Raw genomic sequence first — 23,721 nt, 5'->3', positions numbered from 1 at the left:
CTGTCATCGCGATAAATGGTATATAATATATAATAGTGATGGAATACCGTTACTTAGGAGCGATGAAATGTATGTATTTTCGGATGATCTGAGAAAAGCATATGAAGCTTTGGCTATTCCTATTATATTCATGGGAATAAAGGATGGGGAAATTGTGCCCATTTTGGTTTCTGATGGATTTCTAAAATTTCATTGTATTACCCGCGAGATGTTAGGTTCGGAATTTGAGGGCAATATTAATGGAAGTCTTTTTGAAAAGGTTCATCCCGATGAAGCTTCCAAGCTTAAAGCGATAAGTGATGATTTTGTTACCAAGCATCTGGACTATGATATTACCTTCAGGGCAAGGCGTGATGATGGATATCATATGCTTCATGCCGTGGGCTACTGGCAGACTATGCCGGATGGCAGTGAAATGGCTGTTATTGCCTATTCCGATATGCAACATTATGAAGACGTTGTAGGAAAAATAGCGCGTGACTATCAGCTGTACCAGAAGGATGATTTCTATACTGATGCTCTTACCAGTCTTCCAAATATCAATTATCTGAATAAATATGGTAGAGATAGGGCCAAGGAGTATTTTACAAATAAAAGCGTCCCAGCAGTTATCTATTTTGACGTGGATTCGATGCAGTCATATAACAACAGGTATGGCTTTGACAGAGGAGATGACTTGCTTAAGCTTGTGGCCAATGTTATTTCTAATGAGTTTGAGCATGGACTTGTTGTCAGAGGAGCCGATGATCATTTCATAGTTCTATGTAAATATACGGGTAAAAAAGATATAATTAACAAAATAGCAAAGATAAATGCTAGAATTAAGATGGAAGCTTATGGTACAACCACAGGTATTCATGCTGGCATTTATGTATGCAAGAGGGATATTAATACAGCAACAGCACTTGATCATGCCAAAAGAGCCAACAAGCTTCTTGGGGCTGATCTAAACATTAGCTACAGGTTTTATACATCAGAGGATGACAGACTATATAACTACCAGCGCTATATAATTGAGAATTTCTATAAGGCCATGAACCGTGGCTGGATAAAGGTATATTATCAATGTTTTCTAAGGCTTGAAAATGATAGCGGAGCTGGATTTGAAGCTTTGGCCAGATGGGATGACCCTCAGGATGGAATTATCGATCCCGCTGACTTTTTGCCTGCACTTGAGAAATACCATCTCATGCATGAGCTTGACCTATATATGTTTGAAAGAGTCTGCAGTGAGGTTAAGCCTCGCTTTGAAGCAGGCCTTCCGCTTTTGCCTGTTTCTATAAACTTTTCGAGGCAGGATTTTGATTACGTAGATGTAGTAAGTGAGATAAACAGGCTATTTGATAAATATCAGCTGGAACAATATGGTATTGATCGCAGCTACTTTATTATAGAAATAACTGAGCAGGATATGGCTACTGCCACCGAGGAATTTCATCATCAGTTGCAGCGAATAAGGGAAAGTGGCTATAAACTCTGGGTTGATGATTTTGGAAGTGGTTATTCTTCTCTTAATGTCTTTAGTAGTTTTGATATAGATCTTATCAAGTTTGATATGGATCTTTTGATGAATCTTGACAGACATGATGGCGCCAACAGAGTGGTATTAAAGGCCATGGTCAATGTTGCGCATAAGCTTGGGATCCACACTCTTTGTGAGGGCATGGAGACGGAAGAGCAAAAAGAGTTCCTAAAAGACATAGGGTGCGAGCTTGCTCAGGGCTTTTTGTATCACAGACCGGAAGGCCTGGATACAATCTTTGACAGACTTAATATAGGAATACCGATTCCTAAATGGGAGAGCAGTGAAGAGAGAATTGCCTTAGAAAAAAAATGGGCATATACAGACATCGAAGAGTTATAGGATACCGAATTTCATCAGAAATACGGCATCCTATAGCATTACACATGGGGGATGGGGAATGGCTTTTGATGTATCTAAGATCGCAACTGCGGTAAATAAGTATTTATATTCAATTTCAGATGTAAACAAGCTTACGTCGGAGGGCACAGGCTCTGATCTGCCGGGTATCTCCGGTATTTTCCCAAAGTACTTAAACGGTGCATTAAACAACATTGATGCAAGTAAACTTGATACAGAGTCGAGACAGGCTATTATTGATGCCATGAAAGTATCAGATAGCATGTCTCTTTATGGCATGAATGGTTCAAAAGATGATAACTCAGCATTAGATGCTCTTGGCTCTCTCAGCGATCTTAGCAGTCTTGGAAATATCAGCTCACTTAATCAATTAGGGACACTTGGAGAACTTGGTGTACTTAGTGAACTTCTGAAAGCGGGACTTACGGATTCTGAGGCAAAAGAATCACTTGATAAGGCTGCTTCTGAGGTAAAAGCTTCAGAGAATCAGAATACTTCAGGCTCATCTGATGTAGATCAGGCTTTCAAGGAAGTTAGTGCTGCGCATAGCAGAAATCTTAATCTTGAAGATGAGATAAAGGGAGCTTTTGCAGGGATGGATAACCTTGCAGAACAGATACAGGCAAGGATTGCCAATAGGGATATAACCGGAGAAGTAAATAAAAGCGTTGCAAATCTGGATATAAAGGGGGATATTATAAGGAGTATAGCAAATCACGATAGAAGTGATGAGATAAGCGAGTACAATAACTATAATGCATCAAGGATTGCTTCATATAAAAATGGTACGTCGAATACAAGCGTCTTTGGGGATTTTAAATTGTGAATAATGCTTTTGGGGAGATTTTATGACTGGAACAGTGCCGATATTATCAATTGTATTCATGGGGATATCAGGGATTTTATCTTTTATAATTCCGATAGGACTACTTCTTTATTTTCGCAAAAAGGGTGCAGAGATACTTCCTTTCTTTATTGGATGTGCAGTGTTTTTTATTTTTGCCCTTGTTCTTGAGCAGATATTTCATCAGATCGTTTTACTGTCACCAATAGGAAACAGTATTCAAAATAATATTTTGATATATGCAGTATATGGCGGGATTGCAGCCGGATTATTTGAGGAAACAGGTAGATTATTAGCCTTCAAGACTATAATGAAGCGCTATAGAGAAAAAGATGTAAACTCACTTATGTATGGAGCGGGACATGGCGGCTTTGAGGCAATTGCCATTCTTGGATATACCATGATAAATAATATCGTGATTTCTATCATGATCAATTCAGGTGCTTCAGTTCAGCTATTGACCAATATGCCGGCAGAAGCTGCAGAAACTCTTAGAATGCAGCTTGATTCTCTGACTACTGCGGCTTCGTGGCTGTTTCTTATCGGAATAATCGAGAGAATTCTGGCCATGATATCACATATAGTCTTTTCAGCTATAGTCTGGTTTGCCGTAAAGAATAATAAGATAGTTCTTTTCCTTCTTGCAATTCTAATGCATGCACTACTTGATGCTGTTACAGTCCTGGTTGCAAGGTCAGGTATTAATGGTGCTGAATATTTAGCTGAAGCAGTTGTTGCTATATTAGTGGCCGTATTTGTATTTGTGGCAAGGATCATATGGAAAAAAGAGACAAAATAATTAGAATAATAGAAATAAATGAAGACAACCACCGGCTGAGATTGGCCGGTGGTTGTTTTTATATCACTTCCTTTCTTTGACAGATAAGTGTCATAAAGATTTAATTATTTTTATGACTTGAATCGTGCTATAGTAGATACGTGATAAGACGTATTTGCGAATGGCTGTTCAAGCAGCAAGGAAATATATCACAAAATTAAATAGTATGCAATATAAATTTTAAAATGTGTTTTCGTTCCTTATAACAGTAAAAAAAATAGTTGAAAAATCGAAAGTGATAGTTTAAAATATAACAGTTGTTTGATGTGAAGTAATTTAGGAGGATTTTTTATGATTTCTGCAAGTGATTTCAGAAATGGTGTAACCATCGAAATCGATGGAAACGTATGTCAGATTATTGAATTTCAGCATGTTAAGCCTGGTAAGGGCGCTGCTTTCGTAAGAACTAAGCTCAAGGATATCATCAATGGCGGTGTTAAGGAGACAACATTCCGTCCTACTGAGAAGTTCCCAGCAGCTCGTATTGATAAGAAGGATATGCAGTATCTCTATCAGGATGGAGATATTTACAACTTTATGGATTCAGAGACTTATGAGCAGATCGGTCTTACATCAGATCAGATCGGCGATTCTCTCAAGTTTGTCAAGGAGAACGAGGTATGTAAGGTAATGTCTTACAACGGTAACGTATTTGCAGTTGAGCCACCTATGTTCGTTGAACTTGCAATTACAGAGACTGAGCCTGGATTCAAGGGCGACACAGCTACAGGCGCTACTAAGCCTGCAACAGTTGAGACTGGTGCTAATGTATCAGTTCCTCTCTTCGTTAACGAAGGAGATGTTATCAAGATTGATACTAGAACAGGTGAGTATCTTTCAAGAGTTTAATTGACTACGTAACCATATCTGACACGTATATTTAGTCATAATTTTTATAGAAAACTTAGTAAGGCAATAGAGAATCTTATTTTTGAAAAAGATTATCTATTGCCTTTTTTGTTGCACAAGAAAAATAAAAAATTAAAGGAAATATGTGTATGGGTATGAAAATAGAGGATTTGGGTAAATTATTAGTTGAGAAAATTAGTTTATTTTTAGGTTCAGAGTATAGTATTGAGTACAAAGAGGTTAGTAAGAATAACGGCGTGTTATATCACGCACTTATTATCAGAAAGGAAGGAGAAAGTGTTGCTCCTACTATTTATATTGATGGTTATTACGAATCCTATACTCATGGCAAGGAAGTACAAGATATTGCCATGAACGTTATAGATTTGTACAAGGAGAGTATGCCAAAGGAGAAATTTGATGCCGGATTTTTTACAGATTTTTCAAATGTTTGTGAGCATCTTACTTTTAAGGTGACTAATTATGATAAGAACAAAGATAATCTTACAGATGTTCCTTTCAGGAAAATGGCAGATTTAGCACTTGTGCCGATCTGTCTTGTTTCAAACCGTTTTATGGGAGAAGGAAGTATTACTATCAGAAACAGTCACTTAAACAGTTGGGAAGTGTCTTTTGACGAACTATGGGAAAATGTGTGGGAGAATGCTGAGAAAGCTCTGCCTGCGAGGATCAGGACAATGTCAGAAACGCTTGAACATATGGGCAATTCCTGCGAGGAATACATGTTTCTCCCTGACAATATATTTGTGGTTTCTAATGCTAAGAGTATGTTTGGCGCAGCGGCAGTTTTTTATCCGGGAGTAATGGAGAAGCTGGCCGAGAAGGTTGGAGGTAATCTTGTAGTTCTGCCTTCATCTGTGCATGAAGCAATTGTTATGCAAATGCCGGAAGAAGAAAAGGCACTTTTTACACTTGTGAATATAGTTAAAGAGGTAAATAGAACTGTAATTAGCAGTGAAGACTATCTTAGCGACAATGCTTATCTTTATTCCGTGGATGAGGGAGAAATCAGAGCTATTAATGCTTGATGTTCACAGGAGGCGTTGTGAGACTTTGCGTCTGCAGATTAACCAGGGAACAATTACTGCTTAGGGGCAGCAAGGAGCGAACTTTGGAAGCACTAGAAGCGGCGTGATATTGGACTTTCAGGGAGAATTATGTTATCATGGCTTGGTACGTTTATGCACCCGTAGTCTAACGGATAGAACGTAGGCCTCCGACGCCTTTGATGCAGGTTCGAATTCCTGTCGGGTGCATACTTTTATTGCATTTTTTGAGTTATATTTTCATAGATAGAGGTTTTTGATGAAAAAGAAGAATTATTCATTTAGAAATGATAGGAAGAATATTTTTGCCTTGCTAGGAGACAATAAGAAATATCTGATGCCAATATTGTTTGTTTTGGCTGTTATTCTCACTGTAGTTATTGCGCTGAATGCCAATAAGAGGACCAAGGAAATAGCCGCTTCAGTTGCAGATGCAAGTCTTGAATCAACGCTTGAGATAACTGAAGTTATCCCTATGGCAGAAAACGCATATGAAGATGTTAATTATCTGATCAATGAATATTATACGGCTTTAGCTAATGGCGATTCAGATACTATCAAATCAATATATAAGGGACTTGAGGATACACAGCTTCTCAAGGCTGTAGCAGCGTCTGACTACATAGAAGAGTTCAGAGTTGTTACTGTGTATACCAAACCCGGGCCTGTTGCAGGAAGCTATGTTGCATATGTTTACAATGAAGTTAAGCTTTTTGATTATGATAAGGCTGTTCCTGGACTTGAGTCATTATATATTTGCACAGATGATAATGGAAATCTCTATATAAATGGCGATATTGCCAATGCCAATGAAATCGAGTACCTCAAGCAGGTTAATTTACAGGAAGACGTTATAGATCTTAATAACAAGGTCGCTACGGAATACAACGAGATGGTTAATTCAGATGAGGCACTTGCTGAATTCCTTACCAAGATGAGAGCAGGACTTCAGGTATCAGTTGGTGAGGCACTTGCTTCTTCTGAGGCCAGCAGCGATTCTGCTACTGAAGAGACAAGCTCAGATGATTCAGCAAGTGAAGCTACTTCTGAAGCAGCTGTAGCTACAGTTACAACACATACTATCAGGGCTACTGACGTTATCAATATTCGAAGCTCTGACAGTGAGACAGCAGATGTCATTTCCAAGACTGCCAAGGGCGAAGAGTTCAAGCAGCTTGAGGCTCTTGCAAATGGCTGGAGCAAGATTGAGTATAAGGGCGGAATAGCTTACGTCAAGACAGAGTTCTTTGAGGTTGTAGGTGAGGAAACTACAGAAGTTGACAATTCAGAGAATGAGGATGGTGACCAGAATACTCAGTCGGCAGATGCATCACAGACTACGGTTAAATCTTCAGACACCGGTAAGATGCAGGTTAGCGATACAGTAAGACTTCGTAAGAGCCAGAGCACAGAGTCAGAGGTTCTTGAAATGATCTATTCAGGCAGTACTGTTAACGTTGTAGAACAGTATGCAAGCGGATGGGCCAAGGTAGAGTATAACAAGAAGACAGGATATATTAAGTCAGAGTTCCTGACCAAGGAATAACTATCAGTCATTCGGTGAAGTAAACTTTGCATTACCGATTTGCAGCATTCTTGAATCTTGCGTTCAAGAAGTTATAATAGAAATAAGAAGAAATTAGTAGCCAGCATTTTTTTGCTGGCTACTTGTGTAATATGAGAAGTTTACGTAGTAAATTAGCGGCTTTCGAATATTTGTAGAATTGCTGGGATTTTGCAGAAATGAAGAGGTTTTTACATCATATTATTACAAAATGGAGGTAACCATATATGTTTGGAAGGGTAAAAGTTGCTATCATGGGTGCCGGTAACATAGCAGGTGTAATGGCAGATACACTTAAGGCTACCAAGGGTGTCGAATGCTATGCAGTAGGATCCAGAAGCCTTGAGAAAGCACAGAAATTTGCCTCAGAGCATGGCGTCAAAAAGGCATACGGTTCATATGCTGAACTTGTAAGTGACCCTAAGGTTGAACTAGTTTATGTAGCCACACCACATTCTGAGCATTTCGAGAATGTTAAGCTTGCATTATCTGCCGGTAAAAATGTTATATGCGAGAAAGCATTTATGCTAAATAGAGCTCAGGCAGAAGAAGTGTTTAGAATTGCGGAGGAGAAGAAACTTTTGCTGACCGAAGCAATTTGGCCAAGATACATGCCTCTTAGAAGTAAGCTTGCAGAGGTTATTGCTAGCAATGTAATTGGTCAGCCTTATATGCTGACTGCAAATCTTGGATACAACATCGCAGGTGTAGATAGGATAAATCTTCCTGAACTTGGTGGCGGTGCACTTCTGGACCTTGGAGTATATGTGCTTAACTTTGCTTCTATGGCCTTTGGAAATGATGTCAGCGATATAGCTTCTATCTGTACTTTTAATAACCATGGAATGGATATGCAGGATAGTATCACACTCAGATACAAGGATGGCAGAATGGCAGTACTGAATGCTACTGCACTTGGAATCAGTGATAGAAGCGGCGTTATCTATGGACCAAAGGGCTACATAGTTGTGGATAACATTAATAATTTTGAAGCTATTCATGTTTATGATTCTTCATACAAGAAGACAGCCAGCTACAAGAGGCCAAAGCAGATTTCCGGGTATGAATATGAAATTGAATCCTGCGTGAAGGCTATGAAGGAAGGATGGCTTGAGTGCCCTGAAATGCCACATTCCGAAACTCTGAAAATGCTCGATATGATGGATTTTATTCGTAAGACCAACGGAATCAGATTTCCGGGAGAGGAAGATGCCGCTACTCAGTTTGAGAAAACATCAGCCCACAATGAGAGTTCTTACCAGGTGGAAAGATCTGACGAACAGAGTGCTGCTGACATAAGCCCGCGGGTTGAAACAGAACAGAAGCCTGAAGTAAATTCCCAGAGCGAAGAAAGCCAGGAATCTTAAAATAAAAAAACTCTTGCACTTTAACTTATTAAAGTTTATAATATCCAACAGGCAGTGATGTCTGCGCAATGGGGCGTATAGACCGTAGGTTTCTTACGCCCTTTTTGTATAACGTAAATTGCTCTGCATATTCTTTTACATGAAGACTTAGTTATGGATGCGCTGCTTTTAAATATTTGATTTAATTATAAGTTTTGCTGTGTACCAATGGTACGGGAAGGAGAAAAAATGTCATACGTTGACGAGATTTACGATTATGTTGTTGAGAAAAACCCAGCTCAGCCGGAATTCCATCAGGCAGTAAAAGAGGTACTTGAGTCACTCAGAGTTGTTATTGAGGCCAATGAAGATGAATATCGCAGAGATGCTCTTCTTGAGAGACTTGTTACTCCAGAGAGACAGATCCTTTTCAGAGTACCTTGGGTAGATGATAAGGGACAGGTTCAGGTTAACAATGGTTTCCGCGTACAGTTCAATTCAGCTATCGGACCATACAAGGGAGGACTTCGTTTCCATCCATCAGTAAACCTTGGAATCATCAAGTTCCTTGGATTTGAGCAGATTTTCAAGAATTCACTTACAAGCCTTCCAATCGGTGGTGGTAAGGGTGGTTCTGATTTTGACCCTAAGGGCAAATCAGACAGAGAGGTTATGGCATTCTGCCAGAGCTTCATGACAGAGCTTTACAGACACATTGGGGCAGATACAGACGTTCCAGCCGGTGATATTGGTGTTGGCGGACGTGAGATTGGTTATATGTATGGTCAGTACAAGAGGATCAGAGACGTATATGAAGGCGTTCTTACAGGTAAGGGCCTTACATACGGCGGATCACTTGCTCGTACACAGGCTACAGGTTATGGACTTTTGTACCTGACAGAAGAGCTTCTTAAGTGTAATGGCCATGACATCAAGGGTAAGACAGTCGTTGTTTCAGGTGCTGGTAATGTTGCTATCTATGCTATCGAAAAGGCTCAGCAGCTCGGCGCTAAGGTTGTTACATGTTCAGATTCTACAGGCTGGATTTATGATCCTGAAGGAATCGATGTTGCACTCCTCAAGGAAGTTAAAGAGGTTAAGAGAGCACGTCTTACAGAGTATGCTGCAGCCAGAAAGTCAGCTGAATACCATGAGGGCAGAGGCGTTTGGTCTATCAAGTGTGATGTTGCACTTCCTTGCGCTACACAGAATGAGCTCCTCATTGATGATGCCAAGCAGCTTGTTGCTAACGGCGTAACTGCTGTTTGCGAGGGCGCTAACATGCCTACAACAATCGAAGCTACTGAGTACCTTCAGAAGAATGGTGTCCTCTTCGTATGTGGTAAGGCTTCAAATGCAGGTGGTGTTGCTACATCAGCTCTTGAGATGAGTCAGAACAGCGAGAGACTTTCATGGACCTTTGAAGAGGTTGATGCTAAGCTCAAGCAGATCATGGTTAACATCTACCACAACATTGATGATGCTGCCAAGAAGTACGGAATGGAAGGCAACTACGTTGCCGGTGCTAACATTGCTGGCTTCCTTAAGGTTGCAGAAGCTATGAAGGCTCAGGGAATTGTATAATACATTTCAGTGGTTTTGAAATAATAAGCAGCAAGTGCAATCTTCTCCGTAAGAGATAAGGCATTTGCTGCTTTTTTTAGTGATCAATCTGCGTACTTTTTTCTTATTTCTTCTATTTCATCGTATCTGTCGATAAAATTATCTACAACTTTAGGCGAGAATTGATGACCTTTTTGGCGGATTATTTCTATTCTTGCTTCCAGTGGATCCCAGGGCTCTTTGTAAGAGCGCTTGCTAGTGAGTGCATCATAAACGTCAGCTACAGAAACAATCTGCGCATATATAGAGATTGAATCTCCTTTTAAACCTCTTGGGTATCCATGACCATCCCATCTCTCGTGGTGCTCATAGGCTATGGTCCTTGCTATGGTCATGATCTCGCCTTCGCTGTGAGATAGAAGGCTATCTCCAAATTCAGAGTGAGTCTTAACAGTCTCGTACTCTTCCGGAGAAAGTTTACCGGGCTTTTCAATGATTTCATTAGGAATCATCAGTTTTCCGATATCGTGCATCATGGAAGCAACCTTTATGTACATAATATCTGTTGAGTCTTTTATTATGCCTCTGGCTAGTATTGCGGTATATTCGGACACACGCCTGATGTGCTGACCTGTTTCCCCTGATTTTGCTTCAGAAATTGTCGCAAAGTCTCTGATGATATCAGTCTGATTCTCCTGAAACTTGCGCATATATCTGATTTTTTTCTCATTCTCTTTTGACACTATAACATTTAATTTGGAAAAAGCTGCTCCGGAAAAGGCGGCAAGGATAACAACTGTTGCAAGCCATATGGTCTGTATGTTTGGTGTATCTGAATCAAGAGCAGGGAAAATATAGTCTGCTCCATAGCAGATATCCATCAGAACATATAGAGCCAGATAATAGAAAAATACAGGTTTCCAGTTGATGAAGTCGTTATGATTGGAAATATATTCCAGGTCTTTTTTGTGGATAAGACCCAGAATTACCAGATCGATAATGTAAATGAAAAAGTATGAAAGGGCAGAAAAAGAGATAACTTGAGCAAATCTGTCCTGTAAAAGAAACTCAACATAAATAGTACCTGCAATGATGAGTCTTTCACCGAGTACTTTGTGGTAGATATAAATTGGGAGAATGAAGGTTAGTAAGTCAATTACAAGTAAAAAAATAGAATATACTGCCCTCGAGGTTTCAAAATCAAGTTTAAATAAAGGAATAAGATGTATTGCTATAGAATTTGAAATAAAGATTTCCACTATTATAGAGACTACTGGGCAAGAAATAAAGAAAAGGATAAGACAACTAATGAGCATATCTATACCCTGTTTTTTTCTGCTTATCATAAATGCAGAAGCGCCTACAAACAGTAATGCGACAAGTATTCTTGGCCAATAATATTGTAAGATTGGGATGAACATGATTTATATAAACCTCATTTAACAAAAGTCTATTCTATGAACAGATTATAAACGATTATTATCGGTTTGACGCTAATTAAATAATTCTTTATTAGATTTTATAGAAATTTAATTTGATGCAAAGATTGATAAATTGGAATTCGTAGAGCCTGTCTGAAATAATATAAAAACGGTCAGCAACAAGAAATTTCTTGCCTGAAGAGGAAAGTGATATAATTTAAAAGAAACGTAAAAACAAAGATTTTTATATACTATATGCGCATAAGAAAAATTAAAAGGACAACTAAATATACACTGCTTATCATAACACTTATGATACTGTTTAATTTGGCTTTTGGCGTGATCCTTTCTAAGGCTGCGCTGAAAGCTATGAGAGCGCAAATTGATGAGCGAATGCTTGATATCTCTAATACAGCAGCTGCCATGATAAATGGTGATGATCTGGCTAAAATGACAGCTGATGATCAGGGGTCTCCGGAGTATCAGAGAGTTATGGAGAATCTGACATATTTTCAGGATAATATTGAGCTTTCGTACATATATTGCATAATGCAGGTAGGTGAAAGAGAGTTTGTTTTCGGAGTTGATCCCACAATAGAGAATCCGGGAGAGTTCGGCTCGCCTATTGTTTATACTGATGCACTTTATAATGCCAGTAAGGGTAAGGCAGATGTTGATGATGAGCCTTATGAGGATGATTGGGGCAAGTTTTACAGTGCCTATTCTCCTGTATATGATTCAAACGGAGATGTGGCCGGAATTGTGGCTGTTGACTTTGAGGCCAGGTGGTATCAGAACAGAATTAAACAGCTTGGAACTATAACAATCGGCTTTACAGTATTAGCTTTTGTATTCAGCCTTGGGCTATCTGTTATAATTGCTACTCGCTTTAGAAAGAGCTTTATGCATTTATACAAAAAGATGAATGATCTGTCTGTTGGAATAGAGACTTTGGTCCATGAGGTGGCGCCTGAGTCAGAAACTGAGGATTATACTTCACTTGCAAGCATTGAGAGTAAAAATGGCTTTGGCGATGCTGTGGATCTTTTGGGCGACAAGATCAATGTCATGCAGGCAAGACTTGCCAAGCAGATAGAGGTTATCCGATCCCGTGCTTATGTTGATAGCCTTACAGGACTTAACAACAGAACTTCCTATGAAGAATATGTAAATCGTTTGGAAAAGAAATTGATAGATGGCCTCAGGATATCTTTTTCTGTAGTTGTTTTTGACATTAATCAGTTGAAAGCTGTGAACGATACTTTTGGCCATGAATATGGCGATATGGTCATTGTTTCTGTGGCAAAGGACATCAGCAGATTTTTTGAAGGACATAGAATATACCGTATCGGCGGCGATGAATTTGTTTGTATTCTGGAAGATGTTGATCCATCTGTAAACATTGAAAGAATCAGAGAAGAGGTTGATAAGAAAAATCTGGAATCACCGATATTGCATGATTCAAGCTTTGAAATCGGGGTTTCAATCGGGTGTGCAACATATGATCCGGCAGTAGATTATGGTTATATGGAGGTGTTTAATAGGGCAGATACAGCAATGTACGCTGACAAACGTGCTTTTTATCAGACGCATCAGGATAGGAGAAATAAAGAGTCTGAGCATAAATAGTATAAGATATAGAAAAAACTATACAGTTAGAAATAACAATCCCTTGTCATTCTGATAATGTAATGGCAAGGGAATTATTACTGTTCAGACAGAAATGTGCATTAAGCTGCACATTTTTTTGAGGGGTTGATACACTGGGGGTGTTTAATGCCGCATGGTTACTTGATTTGCATTGATAATGGAGGGTGTATGTGATAGGATAAATTCGTGTTTGTTATGACGTTTTAGGCGGAGAGAAATATGAAAAAAGACTTTGACAGCGATGATTTTGACTTTGAAGAAAAGGGAGGAATTGGTCCTATTGCTATTGGTGGCGCAGTAATACTGCTGGTATTAGTTATAGGCATCATAGTATTACTGATCCAAAAGCCGACTAAGCCTCGGGAAGAAAATGACAATTTGTTTGAAGAAGTAGAGTCAGGGATAGAAATCAGCACAGAGTTAGCTTCTGATGAGGGAACAGCTCTTTTGACTAGTGATGAGCCTACAGATAATAGTAGCCAGAGCGATAGCATTCATAATACAGAAGAAGCAGGAAGTGCTTCAAGTGTTGATGATAGCGATGGTGATCTGCAGGAATCTGTTAAGGCAGCTACAGGTGCTGAGATTGATATAACTCAGATTGTAAGCGCCAGTAGCGTTTCTGAGAATTCCAATATTACTAATGGAATAGATGTTTCCAGATTTCAGGGAACAATTGACTGGGGACAGGTTGCAGGAAGCGGCATTGATTTTGCAATGGTAAGAGTGGGCTACAGGGATTCCAAGACGGGCGAGATAAAGGCTGATACAAATGCCAAATTCAATATGCAGGAAGCGGAAAAAAATGGAATAAAAGTCGGAGCATACTTTTTTTCCACTGCTGTCAGTAATGCTGAGGCCATAGAGGAAGCTAACTGGGTGACCAATTATATAGCCAAATATTCTATAACATATCCTGTTGGCTATAACTGCGAAGGTTTTGAAAATGCAGCAAGCAGGCAGGTTAACCTGACACAGGATGAGAGGAGTGCTATCGCGCTGACTTTTTTGGATACCATATATAATGCGGGCTATACTCCAATCTTTTACGCTTCAAGAAGTGAACTTGCGGGCGACGCCAAATGGAACACCTCACAGATTCAGCAAAAATACAAGATATGGATGGCCTGGTATGATCAGGATACCCAAAATCTGGCAAAGGGTCCATCTTATGACGGACAGTGCGCTATGTGGCAGTATACCAGTATGGGCACAGTTCCCGGTATAAATGGTAAGGTTGATATAGATGTTGCTTATTTTGGCTACAATGGAACAGAAACTGCCAAAGACACATCTGAGAGGGAAACAGCTTCTGCAGATGTTGAGGCACTTATGAATTTCGATGCAGTCGATGAGACAGTAACTGCCAAGAATAGTACTAATCTTAGAAATAAGCCAAGCCAGGGAAGTGACAGTACTGTAATGGTGACTTTGGAAAATGGCCAGACAGCTCAGAGAACTGGTGTTAGTGCAAGCGGCTGGAGCAGAGTGATTTATGAAGGAAATACCTATTATGCTGTTTCAAGTTTCCTGACAACAGACTTAAGTGCGCCTAAGCAGGAGTCAGCTCCAGCAGTGCAGGAAACTTCAGGATTTAAGACTAAATTCACTGATTGTAGTGAGACAGTCACAGCCAAGGATGTAGTTAATCTGCGTAACAAACCAAGTGTAACAGATGAAGATTCTCAGGTCATTGCAAGCTTGTCATCCGGAGAGACTGCGCTTAGAACAGGCATAAATAACGAATATGGGTGGTCACGTGTTGAGTATAATGGACAGACATTATACTGCGTAAGCAGCTATTTGAGAGTAGTGGAATAGATAGGGCATTAGTAGATTATCTACATAAATATATGGATTTGAGGGAAGTTTTATTAAAATGGATAAAAAAGTTAGAAATTCAAATTTTGAGCTCTTAAGGATTCTTGCAATTGTTTTGATAGTTCTTTTCCACATTCAGTTGCATGGGCCTCAGACGAGAATAAATGATGGTGCTTTTGCTGATCCGGTATTTTTCAAGCAGCTCTTTCTCCTGGATGCCGGTAATACCTTCGGAATGATTGGAAATGCATTATTTATAATGATTTCCGGATACTTTTTGGTTGAAAATTTAGGTGTTGATCTTGGGAAGATTTCCGGGAAGCTTTTATTAGAGGTGGGCTTTGCAACAGTTCTTTTGACAATAGTATCAACAGTTATTGCTGGTAGAAGCAGTGACCTTTCAGCTCGTAATCTGGTTGGCTTCTACATTTTTAACGACGAATGGTGGTTCACCGGATATTACATCCTGGTTGTTGTGATTGGAAAAGTTTTTTTGAATAAGTTTTTATCAAGACTTGAAGCTAAGGAATATGCAGGCTTTTTGCTTGCTTTGTTCGCGATAGATCAGTTCCATTGGTCTTCCTACATTTTTGAGGGAATAGCAAACGGAATCAGAACTTTGATGATAGGTGTTTTCTTTTATGCACTTGGCGGATATATCAAGAAATATAATCCCTTTAGTCACATTCGACTTTACGTCTTGTTCCTTGTGATTGCTGTTACATACCTTCTTAGGTACATTTCCAATTACAATGTTACTTCAATGAATATTGCACAGTATCTTTCAAACGAAGAACAGTATGGCTTTATGCAGACAACTCCTCAATTTGCTAATCACGACATCACCGTTGTGATAGTCACTGTATGCTTATTTGAATTATTTAGGCGAATTCATATGCCAAATAGTAAAGTTATCAACTATCTGGGTAAATCAACGCTGATGATTTATTTCATGCATGAAAACGATCTTTTCATCAGCTTTTACAAGATGGATTCCTGGATTGGAACTCTGTCAGAGCATGTTGATCAGTTTGTTCTCAAGTGGTTTTGGTGGGCTCTTGTTGGTATAGTGATCGGTGTTTTGACCTATACATCGTATGTACTTTTGGGGATCACCTGCAAGAAGTGCAGATTTTTGGTGGTAAAAGAATAATAACTATCTTCCGAATTGTTGATTGGAATGTGATGGTCAGGTGGCAGTTTTATAACTGCCACTTTTTTTGGCTCTGAACATGTACCCGAAATTAAAGATTTTTGAAATTGCGGGCAATCAAACAATCAAAAGCAATAATTTATTTCGATTGTTTATAAAATGTTTACTGTAAAAACAAAAACAAATAAACGATAATATAGATAGGCGTTTGATGTAAAAGGGGATTTTGTGCCCAAAAATAGATAAAGATTCATGATTGTTCATTATAGTGGAATGAAAGGAGAATCAGCATGGAAGGCATGAGTACTCAGGATTTATTAAATGGACAGGATTTATCAACTGCGAATGTAGATGACCTCTTAGCTGCTATGAAGCAGGAAGAGCCAGTTGCAGAGCCTGCTCAGGCACCTGAAGAGGCACCTAAGCCTAAGAGAGGGCGCCCTAAAAAAGCTGAGGCAGAGCCTATAGCTGATTTACCTGATCTTGAGCAGATAAAGGCTGAAACAGTGTCTGATGAAGCTGTTATAGCGCCTGAACCTACTCCGGAGCCAGTTGCTGAACCTGCACCAGTAGATCCGGAAGCTATGCTTGCAGCGATGGCTTCAGCTGAAACGGCAGAAGATGTAGATGCAGCGATGGCAGCAATGGCAGCAGGAGAAGGAGCCCCGGCGGCAGAGACTCCGGTAGAGATACCTGTGGAAGCCCCAGCAGAGGCTGCAGTAGAAGCCCCGGTAGAAGCTCCAGTTGAAGTTCCTGTAGAGATGCCTGCAGATATACCAGTAGCAGAAGTAGCGCCAGCAGAGGAGGCGCCAGTAGATATGGAAGCGATGATGGCAGCAATGACAGCAGGAGAAGGAGCCCCAGTAGAGGCTGCAGTAGAAGCCCCGGTTGAAGTTCCTGTAGAGATGCCTGCAGATATACCAGTAGCAGAAGCAGCCCCAGCAGAGGAAGCCCCAGTAGATATGGAAGCGATGATGGCAGCAATGGCAGCAGGAGAGGCAGCACCGGCAGCAGAAACTACAGTAGAGATACCTGTGGAAGCCCCAGCGGCAGAAACTCCAGCAGAGATGCCTGTGGAAACGCCAGTAGAGGCAGCAGCAGAAATGCCTGTAGATATACCAGTAGAGGAAGTTCCTGTAGAAATGCCTGCAGATATACCAGTAGCAGAAGCAACTCCAGCAGAGGAGGCGCCGGTAGATATGGAAGCGATGATGGCAGCAATGACTGCAGGAGAAGGAGCTCCGGCGGCAGAAACTCCGGTAGAGATGCCTGCAGATATACCAGTAGCAGAAGCAACTCCAGCAGAGGAGGCGCCGGTAGATATGGAAGCGATGATGGCAGCAATGACTGCAGAAGAGGCAGCCCCAGCAGAGGAAATACCAGTAGTAGAACCTGCTCCTACAATACCGGCAGATGAGCAGGAGATTCTTGTTGTGATGCCTACGGAAGATGTGGCAGCTACGGAAGTACCAGCTGATGCAGATATCGATCCTGTGATGGCAGCCATGATAGCAGCAGGAGATGTACCTATGCCTGAAAATGCAGCGGGAGAAGCTTTACCAGAAGCGGAAGCATCTACAGAAGCACCTGCTGAAAGTCTTGATGAAATCCTCAGCGCAGAGGTTGATGCATTAAATGAATCAGTGCCGGTAGCAGAGGAAATCTCTGCAGAAGAGCCAGCAGACGTTGAACCAATTCCTGAAGATATGCTCGTATTAGAGGAGCCTTTGGTTACAGAGGATGCAATTACTGTAGAAGAGTCACCTACACCCGAGGACATTGCTCTCACGGAAGAACCTGTAATTTCAGAGGAACCGGTAATCCTCGAGGAACCATCAGCATCTGAGGATATTGTTCTCACAGAAGAGCCTGTAATCGCAGAAGAGCCTGCAGTTGCAGAAGAATCTGTAATCGCAGAAGAGCCTGCAGTTGCAGAAGAATCTGTAATGCTTGAAGAGCCAAAAGCAAGCGAACTTGAGGACCTTGCACTTACAGAAGAACCTGTAATCACAGAAGAACCTGTAATTGCAGAAGAGCCTGCTGCAATTTCAGAAACATCTATGATGGAAGAGATTCCGGCAATGGAAGAAACTGAGCAGATTCCGGTAGAACTGGATCTTTCACAGGCAGCAGATGCTTTGACAGGAGCAGTTGCAGATATCGAGGCATTCCTTGATGGCGAAGATTATGAGTACACCGATATTAAGACAGGGCAGAAGACTCTTGTTCTTATAAAGACGGCAGATGGAAATGCTATGGCAATAGTTTATGAGGATGATGAGTTTGAATCACTTGAATCTGCCTATGATAAGGATGGCAAGACAAGCTATGCTGATATTATGAATTGTTTTGTAAAAGAAGTAATTCAAACAGGTGAAAACATTGACATCAAGCGCCATAAAGGAACTAAAGTAGTTGCGCGATAAGAGCTTGACCAGACTAACATAATGTTTCATGAAAACTAATAATACAAACACAAGGAGAGTATGAATGCAATTATATTTTGGGGAAGGAATAAATATAATAGCGTTTCTTATGACAACGATCGGCTACTTGCTGATTTTTGGAAAGTGCGGGGTAAAAAGGTACTGGGCTCTCATTCCGGTTGCAAGAGAATACCATTTGGGAGTATGCGCTGACAAAGAAGAAGAGGGAAAACAATACTCAATTCTGGTAGCGATCATGGATGTGATCAGTATTGCGTATCTTTGGCTCGATGACACGGACATAAGGGCTATCGTGATACTGCTCGTATTCTTGTTTGCTTTTGCAATAGCCAAATACATATATCTTGCAAGAATTTACAATGGACTTGCAGGTGTTTTTGGAAAATCAAAAAAATGGGTTGCGCCACTAGTTTTTTTTGAGGCAATAATGATCTTGTATTGGGGAATTTCTCCAAAATTTATGCCAAAGAAAAAAGTTGACGACTTAACCCTTGCTAAACAGGCCAAAACTCTTGGAACGGATATTGAGAGCATTAAGGATGGACTTACCGTCAACATTACTGAGCGGGCAGTTATAGATTTTTTTAAAAAGAAAGTGCTTCTTAAGGACATTCATATGTGCATCCCCAAAGGACATATGGTCCTGTTACTTGGTGGATCCGGTGCCGGGAAGACCACATATCTGAATGCCATTACAGGTTACGAGAAGGCAGATGCTTCAATTAAGCTTGGAGACAACGATATTTATGAGGATTATGCCGGCATGATGTATGATATTGGCTTTGTTCCTCAGCAGGACCTTATGCGCGGCAATGATACCGTAGCCCTTACACTTTCTGACGCAGCCACATTGAGGTTGCCTGCAAGTGTTCCTTTTGCAGAAAGAAATAAACGAATTAACGAAGTGTTAGAGCAGTTCGGCTTGACAGCAGTTAAGAATAATCTTGTCGAAAAACTCTCCGGAGGACAGCGGAAAAGACTTTCAATCGCCATGGAGTTTATATCTGATCCATCTCTTTTCATACTTGATGAGCCGGATTCCGGCCTCGATGGAGTAGTGGCAAGAAGTCTTTTTGAGAAGCTTCGGGCAATCGCAGATGAAGGAAAGATTGTAGTTGTTATCACGCATACTCCTGACAGAGTCATAGATCTTTTTGATGATGTTATTGTCCTTGCCAAGGATAGCGCCAGAACCGGACGCCTTGCTTATTATGGTCAGGTAAAAGAGGCATATGAGTTCTTCGGAAAGTCGTCAATGGAGGAGATTCTTCTCTCAATCAATCAAAAAGAAGAAGGCGGCGAAGGCAGGGCTGACGAATTTGTTGAAAAATATGCCGATTATCTAAGAGAAATGGTGGGGTGACAGGGGATGAAAACAAACGAGAAAAGGCATAGAGGACGTATTTCGCAGACCTTTATCTATCTTGGTAAGCTATTTAGAATGTTTCTTTTCCAGAATGACTGGAAAGTTTTGCCAATGTCAGCGGTAATTGCAGGGCTTGTGGCCTTTGCGGTTGGAAGTAACATTTATAAGACAATGGAAGGAACGCTGACTGGGACCTTCGCTCTTACCTGCGTGTGCATTTGGAATGGCTTTTTTAATTCAATTCAGGTAATCTGCAGGGAAAGAGCTATTGTTAAAAGAGAACACAGATCTGGGCTGCATATAAGCTCATATATTTCTGCACACATGATATATCAGGCTATCCTGTGTATTTTGCAGGTTGTGATAATGATCTTTGTGTGCATGAACCTTGGCGTTGTCATGCCGGGAAAGAGTCTTGTTACCCCGTGGCCTATTGTAGATGTTGGAATTACGCTGTTTTTGGTTACTTATTGCGCAGATATGCTCGCACTTTTGGTATCAGCTTTTGCGAGGACAACCACTGCAGCTATGACTATCATGCCATTTCTTTTGATAGTTCAGCTCTTGTTTTCCGGTGGATTTTTTAACCTGCCCAAAGAGGCAATGCCTTTTACAAACCTTACGGCAACTAAATGGGGGCTTACAGCTCTTTGCGTTCAGGGAGATTATAATTCGCTTCCAATGGTCACCATTTGGAATAGCGCTGTTAAGATGAAGAATATTGAGGTAGAGGGCGAAAAACCGCTCCTTGAGGTGCTGCAGTACATAGAAAACAACGATATGCGCGATGATATCTTAATGGAGACAGCCAAGCAGAACCAGAAGCCTGAGTACAACTTTGATATAGATATTTTGACAAGATGCTGGACGTGGCTGATCACCTGGACTATCCTTTATCTTGTGGTAACGATAATTGCGCTGGAGCGCATAGACAAAGACAAGAGATAGTTTGGGAGAATGATTATGAAAAAGAGATTGTTGCCGGTGCTTGTTGCACTGGTTCTACTGACAGGTTGTGGAAATGATGGGAACATTGCAGATCAGGCAGTTTCAAACATGGCGCAATCTGCCGAGGTGGTAGCAGAGGCCAGTTTAGATACCGGTAAAAATTTAGAAACGGATAATGCGAATAAAAACTTAAGTTCAGAGGCGGATAAGCAAATTGAATCTGATCATGCCAATACCGGTAAAACTACAGATAAAAAAGTAGTTTCAGATAGTAATTCAGATAAAGACAGTAACTTAAATTCAGATAATAAAGTGAACAAGTCATCTAAAGATAGCAGTGCAGATGCATCTGAGCAGAGCCTTCAGTTAGAGCCACAGCAGGCTACTTCTCAGGCTACTTCTCAGGCTACTTCTCAGGATACTCCTCAGGTTGTTCCTCAAAAGCCTGACTACGGCAGGATTATTTTTACAGGTGACTCAAGAACAGTAGATATGTTCTATTCTGACAGGAATGAAATATGGGGTGAATCCTTTGATGGAATTCCTGTATATTGCAGGGATGCGTGTCAGAGTGACTACATGATAAATGCAGTTAATTCCTATGGAATGGACAATTTTGACACCCTTGTGACCTGGATGGGGTGCAATGATTACGGCAATTTTAGCCCCTATGAATCTTTTTACAATAACCTCCTTCAGCAGGGTAAAAATATAGTGGTTTGTACAGTAGGACCAACAGATAATAATACTCTTGCAAACGATTTCGACAGGGAGTATTACACGAATGAAAGGCAGATTGCCTATAACTCTTCGCTGATCAGTTGGGCAAACAGTAACAATGTTAAGATCATAGATCTTTATACATACATCTCGGGAAACGCCAATCTTTATATTAATACTGAGGACGGAATTCATTATATGCCGCAGCCTACAACGGATATTTGGAACTATATCCTCGCTCAGATCAGATGATCATAAGGGAGAATCTATGGGAGATAGGCTAACAATTATAAGAAGACAGCTCAAACGAGCCGGAGCAAGGGCTATTATTATCCTGATAGTAGTGCCTTTGCTTTTCTGCGTCATTGCAGCCATTATACTCAGGAATTTCCTTAATGATTATTATGAGATGATACACTATGAAGATACTATCAAAGCTTCAGATCTTGCGGAGGACTTTAATCCATATCTTAATGCCGTGAGCATTCTGGTTGAATCGGCAGCAGAAGGCGCCGAATACTTAGTTGCTAAAAGAGCTGATTATGATGAAATACATAAGTATCTGGAAGATATTTCATCAAGAAGATCAAGCACTATATTTAATGATACTGACGGTATTTATGGAAGCATAAATGGCGTTTATAACGATGGCTATAACTGGACACCGTATGAAGGATATGATCCCCGTGAACGAATCTGGTATCAGGAGGCTATAGAGGCTGGCGGACGGTCAGTAATGGTAGAGCCTTATGTTGATGCCAGAACAGGAGACATTATAGTAACTGTTGCCAAGGCTCTTTCTGATGGCAAGGATGTTGTTGCAGCAGATATCAATCTGGGTAACTTCCAGGCACTGACAGAGAAACTTGCAGATGAATACAACAACCATGAAGTCATGGTAATGGATAAAGAGGGATATGTTATTACAAGTTCATTTGCCGATGAGCTTGGAGAGAATTACGCTATAGCGTCATCAGCCGATAGAGTGAGCTTTTACAACAACTGGAATAATAGCAATGGAAAATCATTTGTAACCAATTGGGAAGACAAAAAATATCTTGTTTCATATCAGCCAATCGAGTTTGGATGGACAGCTTTTACCATTGCTGATGTAGATAGTCTGTACAGAACTTTGGAAAATTTCACATATATTTGCATCATAGTAATTATAGTGATCGCCTTTGCTATTATAGTCATTATTTTTGAGATGACCAGCAGAAGAGTGAGAGCTGATAATGACCTGGAGAGCCTTAAAGCTATTGCAAATATCTATACTTCACTTCATAAGATCAATTTTGATGAAGATACTTTCGAGCAGATAATGTGTCATAACTATATGGCTAATGCTGCTATTGGGGATGTCAGATCTGAACCGCAAAAGATGGGATTCAAGATAGCCAGTCTTGTTACTGAGCAAAGATCACTTGATGATATGATGGAATTCGTGGATTTTAGCACGCTTAATACAAGATTGGAAGGAAAAGATACTATAGCAATAGAATTTCTGGGATATGAGCACTTGTGGCACAGGGCCAGATTCATAGTTGTGGACAGACACCCGGACAGAACAATTAAGACAGCTCTTTTTGCGGTAGAGCTTATTGATGATGAAAAGAGATACAGAGATGAGCTTCAGTACCTTGCTGAGACAGATCAGTTGACTGGTATCACCAACAGAGGAAGCGGAGAAAAGAAGATCAAGAAGATCATGCGCCTTGGCAAGGGTGGAATGTTCGTTTTGTTTGATGTGGATAAGTTTAAGAGTATTAATGATACCTTTGGACATGAAACAGGCGACCTGGTTTTGATTGCTATTGCGGATAAGATGAAGCATTCATTCAGAGAAAAAGACATTATCATGAGACTTGGCGGTGATGAATTTGCAGCCTTTGTTCCGGGAATCTGCAACAGAGACGAGGGAGAGCCTGTAGTTTCCAGATTTATAGAAGCTATTGAGAGTATTAATATTCCTGAGACAGAAGGCAGAAAGATTAATGTCAGTGTCGGTGTTGCCTTCTATCAGGTCGATGATACCTACGGCTTTGATGAGCTTTATAAAAGAGCAGATGGCTGTTCTTATGAGAGTAAGAAAACTCAGGGCTGTACTGTGACATTCTATACTAAGTGGTTTGAAGAACAATAGACAAAGATTTAATATTTATAGACAAAATGAAGATGCGAATGTAAGATTAATGTGTTTGGAAAACGCTTTCCAAACACATTACTATGTTAAGCACAAAAT

The 23,721-nt window shown here is 40.4% G+C and carries 17 protein-coding genes and 1 tRNA gene; 17 read left to right on the top strand and 1 reads right to left on the bottom strand.

The window, feature by feature from the left end:
- Positions 1-67 precede the first annotated feature (67 nt).
- From BPR_RS19880 to gdhA, 9 genes are all read left to right on the top strand, one after another.
- Positions 68-1,864, top strand: a complete 1,797-nt coding sequence (locus BPR_RS19880; protein WP_013281523.1) for a bifunctional diguanylate cyclase/phosphodiesterase — start codon at positions 68-70, stop codon at positions 1,862-1,864.
- Positions 1,865-1,922: 58 nt separating this feature from the next.
- Positions 1,923-2,708, top strand: coding sequence for a hypothetical protein (locus BPR_RS10810; RefSeq protein ID WP_013281522.1), 786 nt, complete (start codon positions 1,923-1,925; stop codon positions 2,706-2,708).
- A 22-nt stretch (positions 2,709-2,730) separates the two neighbouring features.
- A complete protein-coding gene (locus BPR_RS10805) occupies positions 2,731-3,525 on the top strand; it encodes a YhfC family intramembrane metalloprotease (RefSeq protein WP_013281521.1) in 795 nt (264 codons plus the stop codon).
- A 330-nt stretch (positions 3,526-3,855) separates the two neighbouring features.
- Positions 3,856-4,413 carry an elongation factor P gene (efp, locus tag BPR_RS10800; RefSeq protein ID WP_013281520.1) on the top strand — a complete coding sequence of 186 codons (558 nt, stop codon included), beginning with the start codon at positions 3,856-3,858 and terminating at the stop codon, positions 4,411-4,413.
- A gap of 149 nt (positions 4,414-4,562) precedes the next feature.
- Positions 4,563-5,462 carry a DUF5688 family protein gene (locus BPR_RS10795; protein ID WP_013281519.1) on the top strand — a complete coding sequence of 300 codons (900 nt, stop codon included), beginning with the start codon at positions 4,563-4,565 and terminating at the stop codon, positions 5,460-5,462.
- Between the two features lie 155 nt (positions 5,463-5,617).
- Positions 5,618-5,690: transfer RNA gene (locus BPR_RS10790), tRNA-Arg, on the top strand.
- A gap of 49 nt (positions 5,691-5,739) precedes the next feature.
- Positions 5,740-7,026, top strand: a complete 1,287-nt coding sequence (locus BPR_RS10785; RefSeq protein ID WP_013281518.1) for an SH3 domain-containing protein — start codon at positions 5,740-5,742, stop codon at positions 7,024-7,026.
- 245 nt (positions 7,027-7,271) lie between these two features.
- Positions 7,272-8,411 (top strand): Gfo/Idh/MocA family protein, encoded by a 1,140-nt coding sequence (locus BPR_RS10780; protein ID WP_013281517.1) that lies wholly within the window; start codon positions 7,272-7,274, stop codon positions 8,409-8,411.
- Positions 8,412-8,639: 228 nt separating this feature from the next.
- A complete protein-coding gene (gdhA, locus tag BPR_RS10775; RefSeq protein WP_013281516.1) occupies positions 8,640-9,974 on the top strand; it encodes an NADP-specific glutamate dehydrogenase in 1,335 nt (444 codons plus the stop codon).
- An 83-nt stretch (positions 9,975-10,057) separates the two neighbouring features.
- On the opposite strand, the gene BPR_RS19875 is transcribed toward gdhA, so the two are convergent.
- On the bottom strand, positions 10,058-11,299 hold the full coding sequence (locus BPR_RS19875; protein WP_167531165.1) for an HD-GYP domain-containing protein: 1,242 nt from the start codon (positions 11,297-11,299) through the stop codon (positions 10,058-10,060).
- 330 nt (positions 11,300-11,629) lie between these two features.
- On the opposite strand from BPR_RS19875, the gene BPR_RS19870 reads away from it, so the two are divergent.
- The 8 genes from BPR_RS19870 (at position 11,630) to BPR_RS19860 (ending at position 23,622) form a co-directional block, all read left to right on the top strand.
- Positions 11,630-13,003, top strand: a complete 1,374-nt coding sequence (locus BPR_RS19870) for a GGDEF domain-containing protein (RefSeq protein ID WP_013281514.1) — start codon at positions 11,630-11,632, stop codon at positions 13,001-13,003.
- Positions 13,004-13,243: 240 nt separating this feature from the next.
- Positions 13,244-14,845, top strand: a complete 1,602-nt coding sequence (locus BPR_RS10760; protein WP_013281513.1) for a glycoside hydrolase family 25 protein — start codon at positions 13,244-13,246, stop codon at positions 14,843-14,845.
- 58 nt (positions 14,846-14,903) lie between these two features.
- Entirely contained in the window at positions 14,904-15,998 is a 1,095-nt protein-coding gene (locus BPR_RS10755; protein WP_013281512.1) for an acyltransferase family protein, read from the top strand.
- A gap of 290 nt (positions 15,999-16,288) precedes the next feature.
- On the top strand, positions 16,289-18,424 hold the full coding sequence (locus BPR_RS19865; RefSeq protein WP_013281511.1) for a hypothetical protein: 2,136 nt from the start codon (positions 16,289-16,291) through the stop codon (positions 18,422-18,424).
- A gap of 64 nt (positions 18,425-18,488) precedes the next feature.
- The gene (locus BPR_RS10745) at positions 18,489-19,808 is read left to right on the top strand and encodes an ATP-binding cassette domain-containing protein (RefSeq protein ID WP_013281510.1); all 1,320 of its coding nucleotides are present in this window, start codon (positions 18,489-18,491) and stop codon (positions 19,806-19,808) included.
- Positions 19,809-19,814: 6 nt separating this feature from the next.
- A complete protein-coding gene (locus BPR_RS10740; RefSeq protein WP_013281509.1) occupies positions 19,815-20,759 on the top strand; it encodes an ABC transporter permease in 945 nt (314 codons plus the stop codon).
- A 15-nt stretch (positions 20,760-20,774) separates the two neighbouring features.
- Positions 20,775-21,731: an SGNH/GDSL hydrolase family protein gene (locus tag BPR_RS10735; protein ID WP_013281508.1), complete on the top strand. Its 957-nt coding sequence runs from the start codon at positions 20,775-20,777 to the stop codon at positions 21,729-21,731.
- A 16-nt stretch (positions 21,732-21,747) separates the two neighbouring features.
- The gene (locus BPR_RS19860; protein WP_013281507.1) at positions 21,748-23,622 is read left to right on the top strand and encodes a sensor domain-containing diguanylate cyclase; all 1,875 of its coding nucleotides are present in this window, start codon (positions 21,748-21,750) and stop codon (positions 23,620-23,622) included.
- Positions 23,623-23,721 lie beyond the last annotated feature (99 nt).

It is taken from the genome of Butyrivibrio proteoclasticus B316, from assembly GCF_000145035.1.
GTDB lineage: Bacteria > Bacillota > Clostridia > Lachnospirales > Lachnospiraceae > Butyrivibrio > Butyrivibrio proteoclasticus.
Note: the sequence above shows the minus strand (reverse complement) of the source record. Positions and strands in the feature narration are given on the sequence as shown.